General features: G+C 30.3%; 19 protein-coding genes. All 19 read left to right on the top strand.

All coding sequences use genetic code 11. From position 1 onward, the window contains the following. Positions 1-4: 4 nt before the first annotated feature. Positions 5-718 (top strand): energy-coupling factor transporter transmembrane component T, encoded by a 714-nt coding sequence (locus tag HGAG_RS07435; RefSeq protein ID WP_019118558.1) that lies wholly within the window; start codon positions 5-7, stop codon positions 716-718. Continuing rightward, a complete protein-coding gene (locus HGAG_RS07430; protein ID WP_019118557.1) occupies positions 715-2,178 on the top strand; it encodes an ABC transporter ATP-binding protein in 1,464 nt (487 codons plus the stop codon). Before HGAG_RS07435 ends, HGAG_RS07430 begins: the two co-directional genes overlap by 4 nt. A 116-nt stretch (positions 2,179-2,294) precedes the next feature. Beyond that, positions 2,295-4,070 (top strand): ABC transporter ATP-binding protein, encoded by a 1,776-nt coding sequence (locus HGAG_RS07425; protein ID WP_244263854.1) that lies wholly within the window; start codon positions 2,295-2,297, stop codon positions 4,068-4,070. After that, positions 4,063-5,808: an ABC transporter ATP-binding protein gene (locus HGAG_RS07420; RefSeq protein ID WP_019118555.1), complete on the top strand. Its 1,746-nt coding sequence runs from the start codon at positions 4,063-4,065 to the stop codon at positions 5,806-5,808. Before HGAG_RS07425 ends, HGAG_RS07420 begins: the two co-directional genes overlap by 8 nt. Positions 5,809-6,161: 353 nt before the next feature. After that, positions 6,162-6,452, top strand: coding sequence for a DUF3847 domain-containing protein (locus HGAG_RS07415; RefSeq protein ID WP_019118554.1), 291 nt, complete (start codon positions 6,162-6,164; stop codon positions 6,450-6,452). Between the two features lie 331 nt (positions 6,453-6,783). After that, on the top strand, positions 6,784-8,418 hold the full coding sequence (gene mobQ, locus HGAG_RS07410) for a MobQ family relaxase (protein ID WP_019118553.1): 1,635 nt from the start codon (positions 6,784-6,786) through the stop codon (positions 8,416-8,418). A gap of 73 nt (positions 8,419-8,491) precedes the next feature. Further along, positions 8,492-8,665, top strand: coding sequence for a hypothetical protein (locus HGAG_RS11655; RefSeq protein WP_019118552.1), 174 nt, complete (start codon positions 8,492-8,494; stop codon positions 8,663-8,665). A gap of 183 nt (positions 8,666-8,848) precedes the next feature. Continuing rightward, a complete protein-coding gene (locus HGAG_RS07400) occupies positions 8,849-9,376 on the top strand; it encodes a PcfB family protein (protein ID WP_019118551.1) in 528 nt (175 codons plus the stop codon). Positions 9,377-9,578: 202 nt separating this feature from the next. Further along, a complete protein-coding gene (locus tag HGAG_RS07395; RefSeq protein ID WP_004829661.1) occupies positions 9,579-10,610 on the top strand; it encodes a PDDEXK nuclease domain-containing protein in 1,032 nt (343 codons plus the stop codon). Between the two features lie 380 nt (positions 10,611-10,990). Continuing rightward, the gene (locus tag HGAG_RS07380) at positions 10,991-12,061 is read left to right on the top strand and encodes a PDDEXK nuclease domain-containing protein (protein ID WP_019118549.1); all 1,071 of its coding nucleotides are present in this window, start codon (positions 10,991-10,993) and stop codon (positions 12,059-12,061) included. An 82-nt stretch (positions 12,062-12,143) separates the two neighbouring features. Next, positions 12,144-12,845 carry a hypothetical protein gene (locus HGAG_RS07375; RefSeq protein WP_019118548.1) on the top strand — a complete coding sequence of 234 codons (702 nt, stop codon included), beginning with the start codon at positions 12,144-12,146 and terminating at the stop codon, positions 12,843-12,845. Positions 12,846-12,999: 154 nt separating this feature from the next. Continuing rightward, a complete protein-coding gene (locus HGAG_RS07370; RefSeq protein ID WP_004825731.1) occupies positions 13,000-13,224 on the top strand; it encodes a hypothetical protein in 225 nt (74 codons plus the stop codon). Positions 13,225-13,227: 3 nt separating this feature from the next. After that, complete coding sequence (locus tag HGAG_RS07365; RefSeq protein ID WP_019118547.1) at positions 13,228-14,874, top strand: recombinase family protein; 1,647 nt, start codon at positions 13,228-13,230, stop codon at positions 14,872-14,874. Positions 14,875-14,880: 6 nt separating this feature from the next. After that, positions 14,881-14,961 carry a Maff2 family mobile element protein gene (locus HGAG_RS11380; protein ID WP_425277032.1) on the top strand — a complete coding sequence of 27 codons (81 nt, stop codon included), beginning with the start codon at positions 14,881-14,883 and terminating at the stop codon, positions 14,959-14,961. 10 nt (positions 14,962-14,971) lie between these two features. After that, positions 14,972-15,835, top strand: coding sequence for a VirB6/TrbL-like conjugal transfer protein, CD1112 family (locus HGAG_RS07360; protein ID WP_000466917.1), 864 nt, complete (start codon positions 14,972-14,974; stop codon positions 15,833-15,835). 9 nt (positions 15,836-15,844) lie between these two features. Further along, the gene (locus HGAG_RS07355) at positions 15,845-16,135 is read left to right on the top strand and encodes a hypothetical protein (RefSeq protein WP_000914151.1); all 291 of its coding nucleotides are present in this window, start codon (positions 15,845-15,847) and stop codon (positions 16,133-16,135) included. A 1-nt stretch (position 16,136) separates the two neighbouring features. Then, entirely contained in the window at positions 16,137-16,547 is a 411-nt protein-coding gene (locus tag HGAG_RS07350) for a PrgI family protein (RefSeq protein ID WP_004812226.1), read from the top strand. Further along, complete coding sequence (locus tag HGAG_RS07345) at positions 16,459-18,861, top strand: VirB4-like conjugal transfer ATPase, CD1110 family (RefSeq protein WP_407648126.1); 2,403 nt, start codon at positions 16,459-16,461, stop codon at positions 18,859-18,861. The genes HGAG_RS07350 and HGAG_RS07345 overlap by 89 nt, the downstream gene beginning before the upstream one ends. Before the next feature lie 7 nt (positions 18,862-18,868). Then, the gene (locus tag HGAG_RS07340) at positions 18,869-21,448 is read left to right on the top strand and encodes a C40 family peptidase (RefSeq protein WP_019118545.1); all 2,580 of its coding nucleotides are present in this window, start codon (positions 18,869-18,871) and stop codon (positions 21,446-21,448) included. Positions 21,449-21,450: the final 2 nt, after the last annotated feature.

The raw sequence follows: 21,450 nt of genomic DNA, 5'->3' as shown, positions 1-21,450 counted from the left end.
AATTATGAATATCAATCAAAAAAAAATATTTCAATTAGATCCAAGGACAAAAATTTTATTGGTGCTTACTATTAGTACCATTTTAGTTAGTGGAGGGACTCAGGGCAATATGTTCTATGTGAGAATATTTTTGTCACTGACCCCCATAGTCTTGCTATTTATTGATGGTAAGGTAACACTTTTTGTAAAGTTACTTTTTTTATATGGTCTGCTATTTTTTATAGATGTAAATTTAAGTAATAATATTAAAGGAACATTAAATTTCATATTAGGTGCTATGGTAGGAATATTTACGCATATGTTACCAGGTTTTATAATGGCATATTATTTATTTGTTACAACAAAGGTCAGTGAATTTATTTTAGCCATGGAGAAATTAAAAACTCCTAAAATTTTAATTATACCACTTTCTGTGCTATTACGTATGTTCCCAACAATGAAAGAAGAATATTCTTATATCCAAGATGCGATGATTATGAGAGCTATTTCATGGAAAAATGGTCCAGTAAAAATGTTTGAGTATAGAATTATTCCATTTATAGTATCAACTATTACAATAGGTGATGAGTTAATAGCAGCTTCATTGACTCGTGGAATTGATAATCCAATAAAAAGAACTAATTATTTTGATATAAAGATTAAGTTTTTAGATGTCGTCTTTATAACTTCCTGTATATTATGTTGGGCTATTTATTTCTTTGATAAGGTGAAGCTATGATTAAGTTAGATGATGTAAGTTTCAAATACCAAAATGATAAAGTAGATGCTATCAAAAATATCAATTTAGATTTTGAAAAAGGAAAAGTTTACCTTTTGTGCGGAAAAAGTGGTTGCGGGAAAACTTCAATTATAAGAACTATAAATCGCTTAATTCCTATTTTTTATAAAGGCGATCTTCATGGGGAATGTAAAATATATGGCGAAAATATTGAGAATATTCCTATGTATGAATTATCAAAAAAAGTAGGTACTGTATTTCAAAATCCCAGAAGCCAGTTTTACAATATAGATACAACTAGTGAATTAGTATTTAACTTAGAAAATCAAGGAGTTGATAAAAAAACAATATGTAAAAATTTAGAAAATGTAATTGCCAAACTCAAAATAGACCACCTATTAGATAAAGATATATTTAATTTATCAGGAGGAGAAAAACAGTTAATAGCATGTGCTTCACTAGCAGTAAGCAATCCAGATATTATTGTAATGGATGAGCCTTCGTCTAATCTAGATAAATGTGCTATAAAAAAACTAAGTGAAATTATCAAATATTGGAAAAAACAAAATAAAACAATAATTATAGCCGAGCATAGAATTTATTATTTGATGGATTTGATAGATGAAGTAATTTTTTTAGAAAATGGAGAGGTTAAAAAAACTTATTCAGCTATTTCCTTTAATAATATTGATGAATCTGATTATGGGGCATTAGGATTAAGAACAAGAAATATTACAATGTGTAAAGAAAACAAAAATAAAATTGCAGTTGGGAAAAATTTTATAAGCATAGAAAACTATTTTTTTTCTCATTATAAAGATAAACAAATTCTAAATATAAAAAAATGTGTAATTCCAAAAAATCATACAATTGCAATAATTGGCAATAATGGCTCAGGAAAAACCACTTTTTCAAGGTGTCTATGCGGTTTAGAAAGAAAGTTTAATGGAAAAACTGTGATTGATGGGAAAACACATACAAATAAAGAAATGCTTAAAAAGTCATTTTTAGTAATGCAAGACGTTAATCATCAACTATTTACGGAAAGCGTAAATGAGGAGATACGAATTTCAACTGATAAAATTGATGATAGTAAGATAAATGAAATATTGGATAAATTTAATTTAAAGAGTAAATTTGATTCCCATCCTATGACTTTATCAGGAGGAGAAAAACAAAGACTTGCTATAATTACAGCATTAGTCTCTAAAAGGGAAATTTTAATCTTTGATGAGCCTACTTCAGGACTTGATAGGGACAATATGCTTGAGTTTTCAAATTTTGTAAAGGAACTTTCAGACGATGTAACTAAAATTATTGTAACTCATGATTATGAGCTGATTTTAGAAACTTGTGATTATGTTATACATCTGGAAGATGGAGAAATTAAGGATTCTTATTTTTTAAACAATAAGGGAAATGAAAAATTAAAGGATTATTTTTGTGATAATCAAATATAAAAGGCTATAAAAGTATAATTTAATATTATTTATAATATATTAAAATATATTAAAAATAAAGTAGGACCAGTGACATGGTGAAACAATATAGAAGTATTAATAAATAGAATAGGATGGTGGTTCTGTTGAATAATAATTGGATAAAAACAATTTTTGAATTTGCATCGAATTGCAAAGATAAGTTAATTTTGTCAGTAATTATGGCAATTATTGGTGTGTTTTCTAGTATCATACCTTATTGGGCGGTATATAGGCTAATTGTAGCATTTATGGAGCAGAAGGCAAATATAGAATGTGTCGTATATTATGGAGCTATTGCAATCATATCCTATGCAGTAAGGTATATTTGCCATGGAATATCAACATCATTATCACATATATCTGCTTATACAATTTTAAGAAGTATTCGAGAAAGATTAGGTGAAAAATTACTTAATATTTCTATGGGAAATGCGTCAAAAAAGACAATAGGAGAGTATAAGTCGATTATTGTAGATAGGGTTGAAACAATTGAACTGCCTCTCGCCCATATCATACCAGAATGTATATCTGCTTTATTTTTATCAGTGGCTATTGCAATCTTCATGTTATTCATAAGCTGGGAAATGACACTGGCGATGCTTCTTACGGTTCCATTGGCTCTAATTGCATATAAAAAACTCATGGGAAACTTTAATGAACTTTATGAGGCTCAGATGAAGTCAAATAAATACATGAATTCTACGATTGTAGAATACATTAGTGGTATTGAAGTAATAAAAACCTTTAATCAGGATAGCCAATCCTACCAGAAATATAAGGACGCTGTAAATGGATATAAGGAACATACTTTAAATTGGTTTAAATCAACATGGAATATTATGAATTTTGCAAGCTCTGTGTTACCATCAACATTTCTAGGGACCTTACCAGTAGGAATGATTTTATATTTAAAAGGATCTTTAACTCCAGCTGACTTTTGCATATGCTTAATGCTTTCCCTAGGGATAGTTAGTCCTCTTACACAGTTTACAAACTATGTAAATCTGTTAAAAAGTATAGAATATGCAATAAAGGATATAAATGAAATTTTACAAATACCCAACCTTATTTCCACTGATAGAGAAGTTGATGTAGATACAATGAACATAAAATTTAAAGATGTATCTTTTTCTTATGATGATGAAAATACAGTCTTAGATAACATAAACTTAGATATAGCTGCAAATTCTTTTACAGCCATTGTTGGACCATCTGGATCAGGAAAATCCACTATTGTTAAACTTATTTTAAGATATTGGGATATAGATAAAGGCGAAATAACAATAGGTGGGAAAAATATCAAAAATATACCTTTGAAACAGCTTAATGATTTGCTTGGCTATGTATCTCAAGATAACTTCTTATTTAACGAAAGCATCATGGAAAACATACGAATGGGAAATTCTAATGCAAGTGATGAAGAAGTAATAGAGGTGTCAAAAATCTGCGCTTGTCATGATTTTATTATGGAACTTGAAGATGGATACAATTCAAATGTAGGAAGCCTTGGAAGTAAACTATCGGGAGGACAAAGGCAAAGACTTTCTATAGCTCGAATGATGTTAAAGGATTCACCTATAATCCTACTTGATGAAGCTACAGCATTTATAGATCCAGACAATGAAGAAAAAATACAAGAAGCAATTAAACTTTTAACAAAAAACAAAACATTGATAGTAGTAGCTCATCGATTGTCTACTGTAAAAGATGCAAATAAAATAGTTTTGTTAAACAACAAGAAAATATTAGACGTAGGAAGTCATGACGAACTTCTTAAACGATCTAGCCTATATAAAGATATGTGGTTATCCCATATAGGGGCAAAAACAAAGTCTACTGTTTTTAATACAGGAGGAGAGAGCTATGTTTAAAACTACAGGTAGAATTTTAAAATGGGCCAAAAAATATAAAAAAAGAATGAGAAAAGGTTTTGTCTATTCATTTTTAAATTCTGTTTTTATTTCTATGCCTATTATGTTATCGGTATACGTATTCAACCTCATTCTTAAGAACTATTTTGATAAAGGTAATTATGGGAAGAAAGAAATACTTATAGTTACAATATTAATGATTATATTTGTTCTGGGTAGATATGCCACCTCCTACCTTAAGGCTGTAAATCAAGAAAGTATAGGCTATGAAGTAACCGCTGACCAAAGAATTCAAATCGGTGATATACTAAAAAGAGTAGCACTTGGATTTTTTCAAGAAAACAACCCAGGAGAACTTACTAGTGCTGTGACTACGGAATTATCTTTTTTTGAAAATTATGCCATGAAAATGATAGATATTGTGATTAATGGCTATATAATGGCAGCTGTCATGATACTTAGTATCTCCTTTTTGTCTTGGAAATTAGCGATAATAGCTGTTTCGGGGGTATTGACTTCATATATATTCCTAGCCCTGCTTGGCAGGTTTTCTGAAAAAAACTCTAGTCCTTACCATAAAGCTCAAAATAATTTGGTGGAAGCCACAATGGAGCTTGTAATGGGACTTCCAACAATTAGGGCTTTTAATAAAGATGATGCTAGTCTTAAGAATTTTAATGAGGCTATTTTAAGTAGCAAACAGACTAATATTAAAATTGAAAGTCAGTACACACCCTTCAACTGCTTACATCTATTTTCGTTGAAACTAGCATCAATTTTAATTGTTATATTTGCTGGAATTATGACTATAAAGGCTCAAATAGAAATGCCTATTATGATTGCTGTGTTTATATTTTCCTTTATTATGTTTGCTTCTGTAGAAAATGTAAACTCGGCAACCCATGTGTTAGAGATTTTGGATAAAACATTGGATAATTTGGACAAAATGGAGAGTGTAGACTTTTTAGATGAAAAAGGAAAAGATTTGCCATTAAAAAATCATAATATTATCTTTGATAGAGTAAGTTTTTCATACGATAAGACGCCTATTATAAAAGATGTTTCCTTTGAAATTCCAGAAAAAACAATAACAGCTATAGTCGGCCCATCAGGTTCAGGTAAAACGACAATATGTAATCTTATTTCACGTTTTTATGATGTAAAGGAAGGTAGTATAAAAATTGGAGATGTAGATATAAGGGACTTAACCTTATCCAGTCTACTTTCTAATATAAGCACAGTATTTCAAAAAGTATATCTATTTAATGATACAATCGAAAATAATATAAAATTTGGAAAGCCTAGTGCTAGTAAAGAAGAAGTAATTAATGCAGCAAAAAAAGCTCAGTGCCATGACTTTATTATGAAATTACCAAATGGATATAAGACAATTGTTGGTGAAGGTGGTGAAGCCTTATCAGGAGGAGAAAAACAGAGAATATCTATATCTAGGGCTATGCTAAAAGATGCTCCTATAATCATATTAGATGAAGCGACATCTAGCATAGATCCAGAAAATGAATATTTAATACAAAGAGCCATATCTAATTTAAGTAAAGGAAAAACTGTAATTATTATTGCCCATAGAATTGTAACAATAGAGGAAGCAGACCAAATACTTGTATTAGATAATGGGAAAATTGTTCAAAGAGGAAAACATAAAGATTTAATAGAAGAAGGGGGACTCTATAGAAGTTTTATGAGAATCAGGGGTAAAGTAGAAAATTGGAAAATATAATAAGGAGATAAAATAAATGCTAAAATTGAGTCACATATCATGTAGGGTTGATAATTTACAAGAGGCTTGAAAAAAATCACTGAAATGGGCTTTAAAATTGAGTGGAGCTCTAATAATATAAATAAAAATGGCAGAAGAATTTATCTACTAATAGCCTACATCTTTTATCTTTGTGGGAAAATATGATAAAAAAGATAAACAAAAAGTTATAACATTCCAGATTGGGATTACATGGAAAGATATATAGAAAACGTAAAACTAAAATGTAATATAGAAATGTATAACATTTAGAAAAAAGACGATTAGAAAAGTAAAAACTAGTCGTCTTTTTTAATACAAGAAAGGAGATTTATATGAAAAAATTAGAACAAATAAGACAAGAATCAAAAGAAATAAAAGATAAAATTGATGATACAGAAGAAAGATTAAGGCAACTAAAAAATCAAGAAAAAAAGATATTAAAACAAGACATAGTGAAAAAAAGAAAAGAAAGAACTCATAGGCTCATAACAAGAGGAGCAATCTTAGAAAGCCTTATAGAAAATGCAGAGGAACTAACAGATGAAGAAATAAAAATCCTACTAGAAGAAGCAACAAAGACAAAAGAATTCAAAGAAACACTAAAAATAATGAGAGAAAATTAGGGAAAATATAATAATTAAATATCCCTTAGATTTTCTAAGGGCGCAATTATACACCCAAAAGGGTGCTTGCGTCCTGCGGAACCAAACCCTGAAGCGACCAACAACCATTCGCTTTTTAAAAGTCAAGGGTAAATAAACTCGCTAACGCTCGCCCTTGACTTTTAAAATTTGAAATGAAAGTAACAATTAAGCCGACATACTGAAACAACAAAATTAATTCAGTAGTCGGATTTTTCTATTCTATCATTTCAAAACGCTCATTCACAAAGAGGATATAAAAATCTATTAAGCCTCCACCTAAAACAACAAAGAAAGAAAGGAAGTGATAAAAATGGCAGACAGTTTTCATTTTTCAGTAAACATAATATCAAGAGGAAAAGGCAAAAGTGCAGTAGCAAGTGCAGCATATATAAGTGGAGAAAAAATAAAAAATGAATGGGACGGAGTAACCCATGACTATACAAGAAAAGAAAAAGTATTAGTAAAAAATATAATATTGCCTGATCATATACCAAAAGAATTTAATGATAGGTCGACCTTATGGAATAAAGTAGAAATGGCAGAAAAAAATTCTAATGCACAACTAGCAAGACAATTCATAATAGGACTACCAAAAGAATTAACTTTAAGTGAAAATAAAAACCTAGTCGAAAGATTTATAAAAGAAAATCTAACATCCCAAGGAATGATAGTAGATTATGCAATTCATGGTGAGAGTCAAGATAAAAATGGAAATATCCATTGTCATATAATGACCATAATGCGACCCATAAACGAAAAAGGAGAGTTCTTAGCAAAGTCAAAAAAAGAATATATCCTAGATGAAAAAGGAGAAAAAGTATTAAACAAAAATGGAAAACCTAAGACAAGAAAAGTAGAACTAACAACCTGGAACGATAAGGGCAATGTAGAAAAATGGAGAGAAAATTTTTCAGACCTTTGCAATGAATATCTAGCAAAAAACAAGATAGAAAAAAGAGTAGACCATAGGAGTTTTAAAAGACAAGGCATAAAACAAATACCAACAATACATCTAGGAGCAAGTGCTAGTGCAATGGAAAGAAAAGGAATAAGAACAGAAAAAGGAGATATAAATCGTGAAATAAAAAAACAGAATGAACTATTAAAAAACATAGGCGATGAAATAAAGAAAATAACATCATGGTTAGCAGAATTCAAAGATAAGCTAAAAGAATCATACAAGGAATATAAAAACCAAAGCAAAAAGCAAATAGAAAATGAATCAGGACTCTTTAACCTCTATGAATATTTAAGCTTCTATCAAGAAATGCAAGAAAATAATAGAGCTGGATTATCATTTTATGGGAAAAGAAACAAAGCAATATATGATCTAAAAAGATATGCAAGTGGAATAAATTATCTAAGAGAAAACAAAATAAAAACCATATCAGACCTACAAGGGCATATAAATACTCTAAGAAGTAAAAACTCTGAAATATATAAGACCATAAAAGAAAACAGTCAAAAGATAGAAGACCTTAACAAATGTTTAGCCTATGCAAAGACTGTAAGAAAAACAAAAGCAACCTACCAAGACTATGAAAGCAAGAAAATATTCAAAGAAAGCTTCTACAAGAATAATCAAAAGGAAATAGACCAACATATAAGGGCAAGAAACTTAATTGAAAAAATCAGTGGAAAGAAAAATTTAAGAGAAAAAGAATGGTTAGGAGAAATTAAAAACTTAGAAGATGAAATCAGTAAATTAAATACAGAGTCAGAAAAGATAAGGGAAAGATACAAGGAAATAAATCATATCAAATATGCAGTAGAAGTAGTAAATAGAGAATATAGTATTGACCTATCAATAGAAATTGACAAGGCGATTAAGAGAGGAGAAAAAGAAAGTATCATAGAAAAGATAAAAGAGTATAAGCAAGATAGTGATAAGTTTAATAAAAAAAGACAAATGACTAAAGACTATTACAAAAATCAAGAGAGATAAGACCTGGTAAAAATATCTTATCCAAGCTATAATATGACCAAGAAAATAAAGTCAGATCTAGGAGGTAATAGAGATGAATAAAAGGCAAGAGCTAATAGATGAACTCATAAAAGCAGATAAAGATGGAACATACAAAACATATAAAAGCACAGAAGAAATAAAAGCGATGAACAATGAAGAAATACAGATTATATATTCCAACATGAAAAACTATCTATCAGACAAAAGAACACACATAAACTACTAAAGGTGGAAAAGCAAAATAAGAGCAGAAAAACAACAAAAGGTACAAACACCTAAGTAAGCTATAAAAACATCAAAATAAAGCATTCCACCACTAAGAACAACCAAATAAAAACAATTCAAGGGAAGTATAGAAAAATTAAAGCCTATACTTCCCTTTTTTTAATTCAAACAAAGGAGATAAAGCATGATAAACGAAGAAATAAGTAAAGAAGTAGGTCAAGCAGCACAAACCATAATAACATACACAATAAAGGCAGCAAAAGAAACAATCAATCTTGAAAAAGAAATAAGAAAAAAGATGAATGAAACTTTAGAAAAAGCAAATGGAAACATCAAAAGTCTTATGGGCGATGAAATGAAACTAAAAGACCTATATAAAAAAGGACAACTAGAAAACATAAGCATAGATCAAAGCGACCTCAAAGACTTAAAAAAAGAACTAAACAAACTTGGAGTAAGCTTTTCAGTAATGAAAAATAAAGAAAGCAAAAATTATGAAGTATTCTTCCAAGCCAAAGATATAAAAGTAATGGAATATGCCTTTAAGCAAGTCATAGCCAAAGAAAATAAAAAAGAAAAAGAAAGCATTCTAAAACAAATAAAGAAATACAAAGACCTATCCAAGGACAAGGATAAGACAAAAGAGAAAGTAAAAAGAAAAGTAAAAGAAAAAGTAAAACCAAGCAAAAAAGATATGACCAGAGAAATCTAAGGTAGTAACGAAAAGTTACACCCTTAAATAACCATAATAACAAGACTTCCGAAAAGCAGAAGTCCAGAATTCCGAAAATCGGAAATCAAGAATTTCGATTATCGAAAATCTGGGAAATATTAAGGCGGATAGGATATAAAATTGAATAAACACAATATTTATGATATAATTAAAGCAATTAAGAGGTCAAAGAGGTGCTTGTATGAATAAGAAAAATAACATAGATAGAGTTCATGATGATGTTTTTAATAGCATAAAAACATTGATGGATAAGGCAAGAAATGAAGTAGCAAGAGAAGTCAATAATATTTTAGTTCAAACTTACTGGGAGATTGGACGTATTATCGTAGAAGATGAGCAAGGTCATTCAGAACGAGCAGAGTATGGCAAAGAGCTTCTTAAAGATTTATCAAAGAGGTTAACTAAAGAATATGGGCGAGGATTTTCAGTATCAAACTTGCAATTTATGAGGAGATTTTTTCAAGAGTATGAAATTCAACAGACAGTGTCTGTTAAATTGACCTGGTCCCATTATTGTGAGCTTTTATCTATCAGCGATGAGAAAAAGCGAAGCTTCTATGAAAAAGAAAGTATAAATGCAAATTGGTCAGTGAGAGAACTTAAAAGACAAATTAAAACTTCACTTTTTGAAAGATTGCTCTTATCATCAGGAGAAGAAAACAAAGAAAAAGTCTTAGACCTAGCCTTAAAGGGCAATGAAATAAATAAGGCAGCAGATCTTGTAAAAGACCCTTATGTGTTTGAATTTTTAGGCTTGCCAGAAGAAAAACCAATGATGGAAAGTGATTTAGAAAAGGCACTCATAGACCATATTGAAAAATTCTTGCTAGAACTTGGCAAGGGTTTTATGTATGTAGGTAGTCAGCAACGAGTAACGCTCGGCAACACCCACTATTATGTGGACATGGTATTTTACAATAAAATATTAAGGTCTTATGTCTTAATTGAACTAAAAACAAGTAAGCTAATGCCGGAAGCAGTTGGGCAAATCAATATGTATCTCAATTATTATAAAGCAGAAGTCAATGATGAGATGGACAATGAACCAATAGGAATAATCTTATGTACTGATAAGGACGGAGTACAGGCAGAATATGCCTTAGGAAATTTATCAAATAAAATATTCGCTTCAAAATATACTTTGTATATACCAGACAGGGAAGAGCTTGAAGAACAAGTAGAAAAGGTCATTAAAAAATACAAGGAAAAATAAAATATAAATTATAAGGAGAAGTAGAGAAAAAAATCTACTTCTTTTTTTATTGCAAGGAGGATTAGAATGGCAATAAACAAGAGATATTATTGGATAAAATTAAAAGAAGAATTTTTCACAGACAAAATAAATAGAGGACATTGTCCTTAATGAGTCCAACCCATGTCCGACAAGAGATAGAGAAAGATATAGAGATAGATAAAGAGAGAGGGAGAGATAGAAAAGATTTAACATTTTTGGTATAATCACATTAATTAAACTAAATGTGTAATGATAAAATGAGCTTGTTTACCGTAAGCTGATTATGATAAAAATATTAAAACTCCCACCATTGGTGTAAGAAATAGAATAAAATAAAGAATCAGATTGGAGTGATGAGAATGGATAAAAAAGATTTAGCTATTGTAGGAGATAGTGAATATATAAAAATGCTTGAGAAAATAAAAAAATCATATACAAGCAGGCAACTTAAAGCAGCAGTTTCGGTTAATTCTGAAATGCTAAAGTTTTATTATAGTTTAGGAGAAGAAATTATTAGCTTAAAGGCAGAAAGCAGATGGGGTAGCGGATTCTATAAAAAATTAAGTTCGGATTTAAAAAATGAAATTCCAAATGTCAAAGGATTTTCTGTTACTAATTTAAAATATATGAAAAAATTTTATGAAATGTATTCGCCATTAAATCGTCCACAGCTTGTGGACGATTTACAAATATCTAAAGTCGGTGGAGATTTTAATATGATTTTTAGTATCCCATGGGGACATCAAAGATATATTATGGATAGATGTGAGGGAAATTTGAATAAAGCATTTTTCTTTATATCTAAAACATTAGAAAATAGCTGGAGTAGAGCTGTGCTTTTAAATTTCTTGGATACAGATCTGTTTGAGAGACAAGGAAAAGCAATAACAAATTTCACAAATAATTTGCCTGCTACACAAAGTGATTTAGCTAATGAAATGACAAGAGATCCGTATAATTTTGACTTTATAGCTATAAGGCAAAATTATGATGAAAAAGAATTGAAAGACGCTTTGATGGATAATATTCAAAAATTCTTATTGGAGCTAGGGACAGGTTTTTCGTTCGTGGGCAGAGAATATAGACTTGTAGTTGGAAATTCAGAAGAATTTATTGATATGTTATTCTACAACATTAAGCTACATTGCTATGTAGTTGTGGAGGTTAAAATTTCCGCATTTAAACCTGCGGATATAGGACAACTTGGAACCTATGTAACATCTGTAAACCATATATTAAAGGGAGATAGAGATAATCAAACAATAGGTCTTTTAATCTGTAAGACAAAGGATAATGTATTGGCAAAATATGCTTCTGAAAGCTCAAGAGAGCCTATTGGAATTTCAGAATATCAACTACAAAACTTAATTCCTGAAAGTTTAAAGGGAGCATTACCAACCATAGAAGAAATTGAAAACGAACTAAAATAAATTTTAAAAACATAATAAATGTACGCAAGACGGTAGAAGTAAAAACTATCGTCTTTTTTTATTTAAAGAAAGGTAGGAGAGCATGGCAGATAAAAGAATGTTTTCACTAAAGATAGTAGATAGCGACTTATTTTTGGATATGCCACTAAGTAGTCAATGTCTGTATTTTCATCTATCAATGCGAGCAGATGATGATGGTTTTGTAAATAATCCTAAGAAAATAATCAAAATTATCGGAGCTAATGAAGATGACCTAAAAATACTTATTGCCAAAGGCTTTGTAATAGTCTTTGATCAGGGAATTATCGTCATTACTCATTGGAAGATAAATAACTATATTAGAAAAGACAGATATAAGCCAACAATGTATATAGAGCAGAAACAACAGCTTTATCAAACGGAAAATGGAGCATATATTTCAGAAGAAAAAGTTGGTTGTCATTTGGTTGACCAAAGGTTGTCAAGTGGTCAACCCAGTATAGATAAGGGTAGATTAGATAAGGTTAGTATAGATAAGGGGAGAGAAGAACATTCCACCCCCATTTTTTATGGAGAATTCAAAAATGTAAGGTTAAGCAAAGAAGAATATAAAAATCTTAAAGAAAAACTAAATTCACACACAGACATAATGATAAATAAACTATCAAGATACATGAAAAGCAGTGGAAAGACCTATCAAAACCACTATGCGACAATCTTAAAATGGTATGAAGAAGATAAAGAAAAACTAACACAGAAAAGTTTAAATAAAAAAATGAACTATGATGTAGGAGAATCTCTATAGATAAAAAGAGGTGGAAAGCCACTATTAAAGACTTTAAGTCTAAAAAGGTATCAAAGTATGCCAGAGATAATAAAAATGTAAATATGACACTTAAAAGGCGATTAGAAAATTAAAAATCTAATCGCCTTTTTTTTATTGTATGAAAGGATAAGCTATGACAAAAAGACAAACAAAATATATTGTAAAAAGAAATTATGATAATAGAAGAACAGACACAGACGCTTTTCTAAGATTAATAAAAAAATCAAGCAAATTAAATAAGACTAATGAAATTGAGTATAACAAATATAATATTGATAGTAATAAAAAAGAGTGCTATAATAAAAATAGTTTTAGAGAAAGTTGTGTTATTTCCGAAAACTCAAATAAGGAGGAATAGGAAATGATACAAACAAATTCAAATCACTTTTCATTCAAAGCTGCAATTTATTGCAGACTATCTAAAGATGATGAGCAGAAAGGAGAGAGTGCCAGCATACAAAACCAAAGGGAGCTTTTAGAAAACTATGTGAAATCAAGAGGTTGGAGTATTTACGATGTATATATAGATGATGGATATACTGGATTAAATACAAATAGACCTTCATTTCAAAGACTAATTAGAGATATTGAAAATAAGAAAGTGGATATAGTCATCACTAAGGACTTATCAAGACTTGGAAGAAACTATTTGCAGACTGGATACTATACAGAAAATTTCTTCCCAAAGAACAATGTCAGATATATAGCTTTAAATGATGGAGTAGATACCTTTCAAGAAAACAACGAAATAGTTCCTTTTAAAAATGTTTTAAACGAGTTTTATTCAAGAGATGTTTCTAAAAAGATGAAATCTGCCTATATGACAAGGGCAAGGCAAGGAAAATTTATTGGTTGTCTTGCTCCAATAGGATATAGGAAAGACAATGATGATCCACATAAATTAGTAATCGATGATGAAACTTCATGGATTGTTGAAAAAATTTTTGATCTTGCTTTTAGTGGTTATGGAGTACAAGCAATTAGAAGAAGGCTTTTTGAAGAAAAAATACCTACACCTACTTGGTGGAATAGAAAAAAAGGACTTAGAAATAAAAAAACTAAGTTAGAAATGACCGTAGATGGTGGAGAGTATTGGTGGGACTGCACAACCCTAAAAGAAATTATTGAAAACCCAGTTTATATTGGTCATATTGCTAGTCAAAAAGTTAATTATAAATTCAAAGTAGGTTGGTTATCCGATAAACCTAAAGAGGAATGGATAATAGTAGAAAATACACACGAACCAATTATTTCTGAAGATATTTATAATATAGCAAATGAAAAATTAAAGAGCAGGAGAAGACCATTTAAAAATGGAGAAGAAAGTATATTTGCAGGCATTGTAAAATGCCCCGATTGTGGAAAATCTTTAAATCTTGGAAGAAACAAATCAAAGAAAAGAGAAAAGTTACTCACTTGTAACACTTATAGAAGATACGGAAAGTCATTATGTAGTCAACATAGAATTTATTACGATACTCTTTATGAGATAGTGCTTAAAGATATTAGAAAAAATGCAGAAATAGCATTAAAAGATGAAAAAGAAATCATAAAAGCACTTGAAAAATCACGAGAAATTGATAATGAAGAAGAACAAAAATTTATTATGGATAAGATTTACGAAGATCAAATAAGAGTAGAAGACTTAACTAAAAAGATTGAAAGATTATATGATGACTGGCTAGACAATAAGATAAGTGAAAGTAACTTCCAAAAAATTCTTGAAAAATCACAAAACGAACAAGATTATCTAAATCAAAGAATAAAAGATAATCAAAAATTGATTGTCAAAGAAGATCTTGAAGATATTAATGTTAAAAAATGGATTGAACTCATAAAAAAACATAGGGATATAAAGAAGCTGGACAAAGAAACCTTAAACGAACTCATCTCAAAAATCTATGTTCACGAAAAAGAAGTAGTGAATGGAGAAATCACCCAAACAATTGATATTTACTACAATTTCATAGGAAATACAGACACGCTACAAGTATTTTACAATCTCTAATTAGGCATAAAGCAGCTTATGGCTGGTGGAGGAATTGTACTAATCGGTATTAAATTAATTCCACTACTTGCAAATGTTTTAAATTAGGAGAAAGTCTATGTTTGGTATCTTTGACAAGCTAACTGAATTTTTTAAGGATATGCTACTCGGAGGTATCAAAGCAAATCTTGAGTCCATGTTCTTAGATATAAATGACAAGGTAGGAGTTATTGCAACTGATGTTGGGAAGACACCAATGGGTTGGAATGGAGAAGTATACAACTTCATAAAAAACATTAATGATAATGTGATTGTTCCAATAGCAGGTCTTATCATAACAGCAGTTTTATGTATTGAACTCATAAATATGGTTATGCAAAAGAATAATATGCACGATACAGATACTTTTGAGTTTTTCAAATACATTATAAAGATGTTTATAGCAGTCTACCTTGCAAGCCATGCCTTTGAATTTTCAATGGCAGTCTTTGATGTGGCACAAAATCTTGTAAACAAAGCGGCAGGGGTAATTACTACTTCTGCCACTGTTTCAGGAGATCAGATAGTTGCAATGGTTGATACATTAAAAGAAAAAGAAATAGGTGAGCTTTTAATGATATTAGTTGAAACAAGCCTTGTAAGGATTGCAATTCAATGTATATCTTTAACTATTACCTTAATAGTATATGGGCGTATGTTTGAAATATATGTCTACTCATCAGTATCATCCATACCATTTGCGACTATGGGAAATAAAGAATGGGGTCAGATTGGAACAAATTATATCAAGGGACTTTTTGCCTTGGGACTACAAGGTTTGTTTTTGATGATATGTTTAGGTATCTACACCGTTTTAATAAGAACGGTACAGATTACAGATATTCACGCAAGCTTGTTTAGTATATTAGGATATGCTCTACTACTTGGACTTATGATGTTTAAGAGTGGAACAGTTGCAAAAAGTATTATGAATACGCACTAGGAGGAATAAATGTTAAAAAAGAAAAATTGTGCTTTATTGGGACTTGGAATTTTATTGGGAGGAACTTATGAAATCTTAAAAGAGAAGAAAAGAAATGAAGAGATTAGAAACTTAAAGAGGAGAATAAATAGACTCGGAAGATGTCACAATGAATTTGTTATGTATCAAGGAGAATACAATGACAGAAATGAAGAAAAACAAGAAGAATTAGAAGAAAGAATTAACTACCTAGAAGAGGAAACAACATCTAATTATGACCATATACTTGAACTTTCTAAAGAAGAAGTAGAGGGAGATTAAAATGGCGTATGTACCAATACCAAAAGATTTGGACAAGATTAAAACAAAGGTTGCCTTTAACTTAACTAAAAGACAACTTATAGGTTTTTCTGTGGCAGGACTAATTGGCATACCAATCTATTTATTTATGAAGAAATATCTACCTAATGATGTTTCAATTATTGTAATGCTAATAGTAACCCTACCAATCTTTTTTATAACCTTATATGAAAAAGACACTTTAACTTTTGAAAAATATTTTAGATTTTTCTATCTTCATAAGTTTTATCAACCAACTAAGAGAATAAGAAAGGAGGCATACCTTGAAGCAAAGAAAAAAGCAAATCAGCGACTTAAATCTAAGGGAAAAACAATTAAAAAAAGACCGAAAGGAAGTAAGAAAGCTAAAAACAAAGAAAGATCCAACAAATAGTCTTCTAAGTGTAATTTTAAATAAAGAGAAAAAGAGATTTACTGTTGAGGATACAATTCCCTATATAAGAATGTTACCAGAGGGCATTTGCCAGTTAGATGAAAAAAATTATTCAAAGACAATTTCATTTCAAGATATAAATTACCAGTTGGCATTGGAAGAAGATAGAGATTTAATCTTTAACCAATTTGCCAACTTTTTAAATTCTTTTGATCCAAGTGTCCACATTGAACTTTCGTATGTAAATCAATTAGGAAGAAATAAAGACCTACAAGATGCAATTAAAATTGCTGATAAGGGAGACTTCTATGACGATGTAAGAAAAGAGTTTAGGGAGATGTTAAAGCTTCAACTTGCAAAGGGCAATAACGGACTTAAAAAGATGAAGTATATAACCTTCACCACAGAAGCCGATAACCTAGAGCAAGCAAGGGCAAAGCTAAATAGACTTGAAGTAGATATTTTATCCAACTTTAAATCTATGGGAGTAAGAGCTGAGAGCCTTGATGGCGAAGAAATACTAAGACTTGTTCACGATATGTTAAATCCAGACAAAAACTTTGATTTTTCATATAAAGATTTGAAGAAAAAAGAGTCTACAAAATCACATATAACTCCCAATATCTTTAATTTTGCACCAGCAAATAATTTTAAATTTGGCAAATTCATTGGAGCAGTAAGTCATTTTCAAATACTAGCAAGCGAGTTATCAGACAGAATGTTATCTGAGTTTTTAGATATTGATGACAATATTTATGTAGCTTTTCATATAGATGTAGTTGAACAAGCAGAAGCTATAAAACTTATTAAGAGAAAGAACACAGACCTAGACAGAATGAAAATTGAAGAACAAAAGAAAGCAGTTCGTGCTGGATATGATATGGATATTATTCCATCAGATATAAATACTTTTGGGGCTGATGTTAAGTCCATGTTATCTGACTTACAAAATAGAGATGAAAGGCTCTTTGTAGTTACCATAGTAATGATGAATTTTGCTAGGACTAATCAAAAATTAGAAAACACCATTGCTCAAATATCATCAATTGCAAATAGACATAATTGTCAGGTAAAAAGATTATCTCACCAACAAGAACAAGGACTTGTTTCTGCCTTACCTTTAGGAGTTAATCAAGTCGAGATAAAAAGATTTTTAACCTCATCATCAACGGCAGTTTTTATGCCTTTTACAACAGAAGAGCTATTTATTGATTCGGCAAATTCTTTGTACTATGGATTAAATGCCCTTAGTCAAAACTTGATAATGGCAGATAGGAAGAAACTAAAGAACCCTAACGGATTAATATTAGGTACACCAGGTTCTGGTAAATCTTTCTCAGCAAAGAGAGAGATGGCAAATGCAATTCTTGTCACAGATGATGATGTAATTATTTGTGATCCTGAAGGCGAGTATTCAAACCTTGTAAAACAATTTAATGGAGAAGTTATTAAAGTTTCAGCAAAGTCAAAGGACTATCTAAATCCACTAGATATTAATATGAACTATGGAGATGGGGACGCACCTTTAAAGGATAAGGCAAACTTCATAATGTCTATGCTTGAACTCGTGGTAGGAGGATCTGGTCTTACTGCTGCAGAAAAATCTGTTATAGATAGGTGCTTACCAAAGATATACCAAAAATATTTTGAAGACCCAAAACCAGAAAATATGCCAATATTAGGAGATTTATACGATATGCTCCTATCCCAAGAAGAGGGAGTTGGTAGAAAACTCGCAACAGAAATGGAAATTTATGTTAAGGGAAGTCTTAATGTATTTAATAATAGGTCAAATGTTGACCTAAATAGGCAACTGCTTTGCTTTGATATAAAAGAGCTAGGAACACAACTTAAAAAAATAGGTATGCTTGTAATTCAAGACCAAGTTTGGAACAAGGTTTCCCTAAACAGAGGAAGCAAGTCTACTAGATACTATATAGATGAGTTCCATCTTTTATTAAAAGACCCACAAACTGCTTCATATTCAGTAGAAATCTGGAAAAGATTTAGAAAATGGGGCGGTATTCCAACAGGTATAACTCAAAACGTAAAAGACCTTTTAACAAGTCAGGAAATTGAAAATATCTTTGATAATACAGACTTTGTTCTAATGTTAAATCAAGCATCTGGAGATAGGGATATTCTTGCTAAGAAATTAAAAATATCGCCTTATCAGTTAAACTATATTACTAATTCAAACGCAGGTGAGGGACTATTATTCTTTGGAAATACCATTGTTCCCTTTATAGATAAATTCCCTAAAGACACCATGCTATATAAGCTGATGACAACAAAACCAGAAGAAGCTAAGTAGGTGTGATATGGATAAAAAACTAAAAAAAGATTTTCAAAAGAAAATTATCCGAAATAGGGACGCTCCTGAAAAGAATATAGATAGTAAACTTGTTCATTCAGATGATTATACCAATAAGATTATTAAGACTAAGGATAGGTTCGGAGATAAAATTTCAGAAAAAGAATCTAAACTTATCCATGAGAATATATTAGCTAAAGATCAAAAACAAGATAAACTAAAAGATTTTCAGAAGGCTAAAAACAAGGAAAGAATCAGAAAAGAAGTTTTAAATAATAAGGATAAGGCTGGAGAAACAAAACAAACTAATCTTGAAATAAGGACAGATGAAAGCTTTAAACTTGATGAAGAGTTAGATGTAGACTTCAAAAAGGTGAATTTTGGTAGTGAAAACAGTAGAAATATTAATTCTAATAAATTAACAACAGATGATATTCCAGCTAACTCTGAAGTAATAAGCAATAAGAAGCCATCAAGTAAAAGACAAGTTCTTAAAAATTATGAGGATAAACTTATCCATAGTAAGGATAAATTCCAAGACAAAATCAACGAGAAAGAGTCTAAGCGAATCTACACAAGCGAAGATAAACCTATCGAAGCAAAGAAAAGCAAGAGAGTATATAGAAAAGATAAGCTTGTTAAAGATGAAGTAAGCAATAACGAGAGTAATACTAGTATCGATAAAAAGCAAAAGCAGAAGCTTTATCAAGAAAAGAAGTTTAGGGATAAGGAAAAAATTTCTAATGAAATAGATAAAGAAAATAAGCTAAGCGGAGTTGATACAGATAAGACTTTTGATAATCCTGAGTTTAAAGACAATAATCAAGAATTTATAAAAGATGAAAAAGAAACAAGCCTTAAAACTTCAGAACAAAAGAAAGTTAATAAAAAGAAGACTTACTACAAGAGAAAAAATTATGAAAGTGATAAATTCACTCGAAAGAAAATTGATAACTTAAAAAATGAATCTAAGAAAGCTACACCGAAAGATTCTAAGAAATCACAAGATGTTAAAGATTTTATCTCAGATAAAAAGATTGGAGAGCTTGAAAAGTCTAAAAGTAAGCTAAAGGATAATATCTTAAAGAATAAAACTAAAGGAAGCCTATCTTCTGGGGTTTTATTATCTGGAGCTAAGTCATCAGAGTTAGTGAGAGATTATCTAAGTTCAGGATCTGATAATACTGGTGTAGAATCTGGAGAAAAAGTCGCTAATGTAAGCTCTAAACTCCAGCATGGAATAAGGAAGTATAAGCTAGATAAAAAGAAAAAGTCCTTAAAAAAGCTATCTAAACTTGATAAGAAAATAAGAAAGAGAAAAAGCAAGTTGGAGTTTAAAAGTGGATTGGAAGATTTAAAAAAGTCAGACTCCTATATAAAGAAAAATAGATTTAAGAAGTTTTACCAAAGAAAACAAATGAAAAGCATGATAGCTAAAAAGCACGAAACAAGACTTGTAGATAGGGTTAAAAAAGCTATTTTAAGTTTAGGTAAGGCTTCTAAAGAACTAATAGTAAGAAAAAGTAAGATAATTCTATTTTTAGTAATAGGACTAGGTCTTATGCTATCAATCATGGTTGGTGGTGGAAGTGTTGGTATGAGTGGACTAAGCAATTCAGTAAACTCAGTAATGACAACAACATACCTATCACAAGACACAGTTCTAAGTGAAGTTAATCAAGAATTTTCATCAATGGAATATGACCTACAATCACAAATCGAAAGTGTAAAAACAAGTCATCCTGGATATGACGAATATATCATAAACAAAGAAGGAAAAATTGGTCATAATACCCATGAACTTTTATCCTATATAACTTCAAGATGTGGAGAAGTAAAATCAGCATCTGAAGTAAAAGGAATTTTAAAAGAACTTTTCGATAAGATGTATAAGCTTGATTTTAAAGAAGAAATTGAGATTAGAACAAGAACAGTAGCAAGAACTAGATATGATAGTCGTGGCAATCCTTATACTAGCTATGAAAAAGAAGAGTACGAATATAAAAAGTTAATTGTAACTTTAAAGAAAAAAGAAATGGATGAAGTTGTTAGGGAAATATTTAAAGATTATCCAGACAATGTAGTTCATTATGAAGCTCTTCTTGAAGCTAAAGGAAATATGGGAGATGTTTTTGGATCAGGTAGTGGGGACTTAGGAGAAATAGTAGATAATCCAAACTTTGGAAATCCTGGTCTTGCTTTTGATTCAGCTACTGCCAAAGCCTTATTTAATGAAGCAGAAAAACATATAGGCAAAAGATATGTGTTTGGAGCAAGTGGACCATCTAACTTTGACTGCTCAGGATTTGTATGTTGGTCATTTACAAAGTCTGGTGTAAAAAGAATGCCAAGAACAACTGCATGGAGAATATACAAAGACTATTGTAATCCAGTAAGTCCAAGTGAAGCTCAACCTGGAGATATTATATTTTTCCACTCAACATATAACAGTGGAACTCCAATATCTCATGTAGGAATATACGCAGGTAACGGAATGATGATTCACGCAGGAGATCCAATTCAATACACATCAATAAATTCAAAATATTGGAAATCACACTTTTATGGTTTTGGAAGACCAAGATAGAA

Source organism: Anaerococcus obesiensis ph10 (assembly GCF_000311745.1).
Taxonomy (GTDB): Bacteria; Bacillota; Clostridia; order Tissierellales; family Peptoniphilaceae; genus Anaerococcus; species Anaerococcus vaginalis.
The sequence above is the reverse complement of the archived record's forward strand: the minus strand, read 5'-3'. Positions and strand labels throughout refer to the sequence as shown.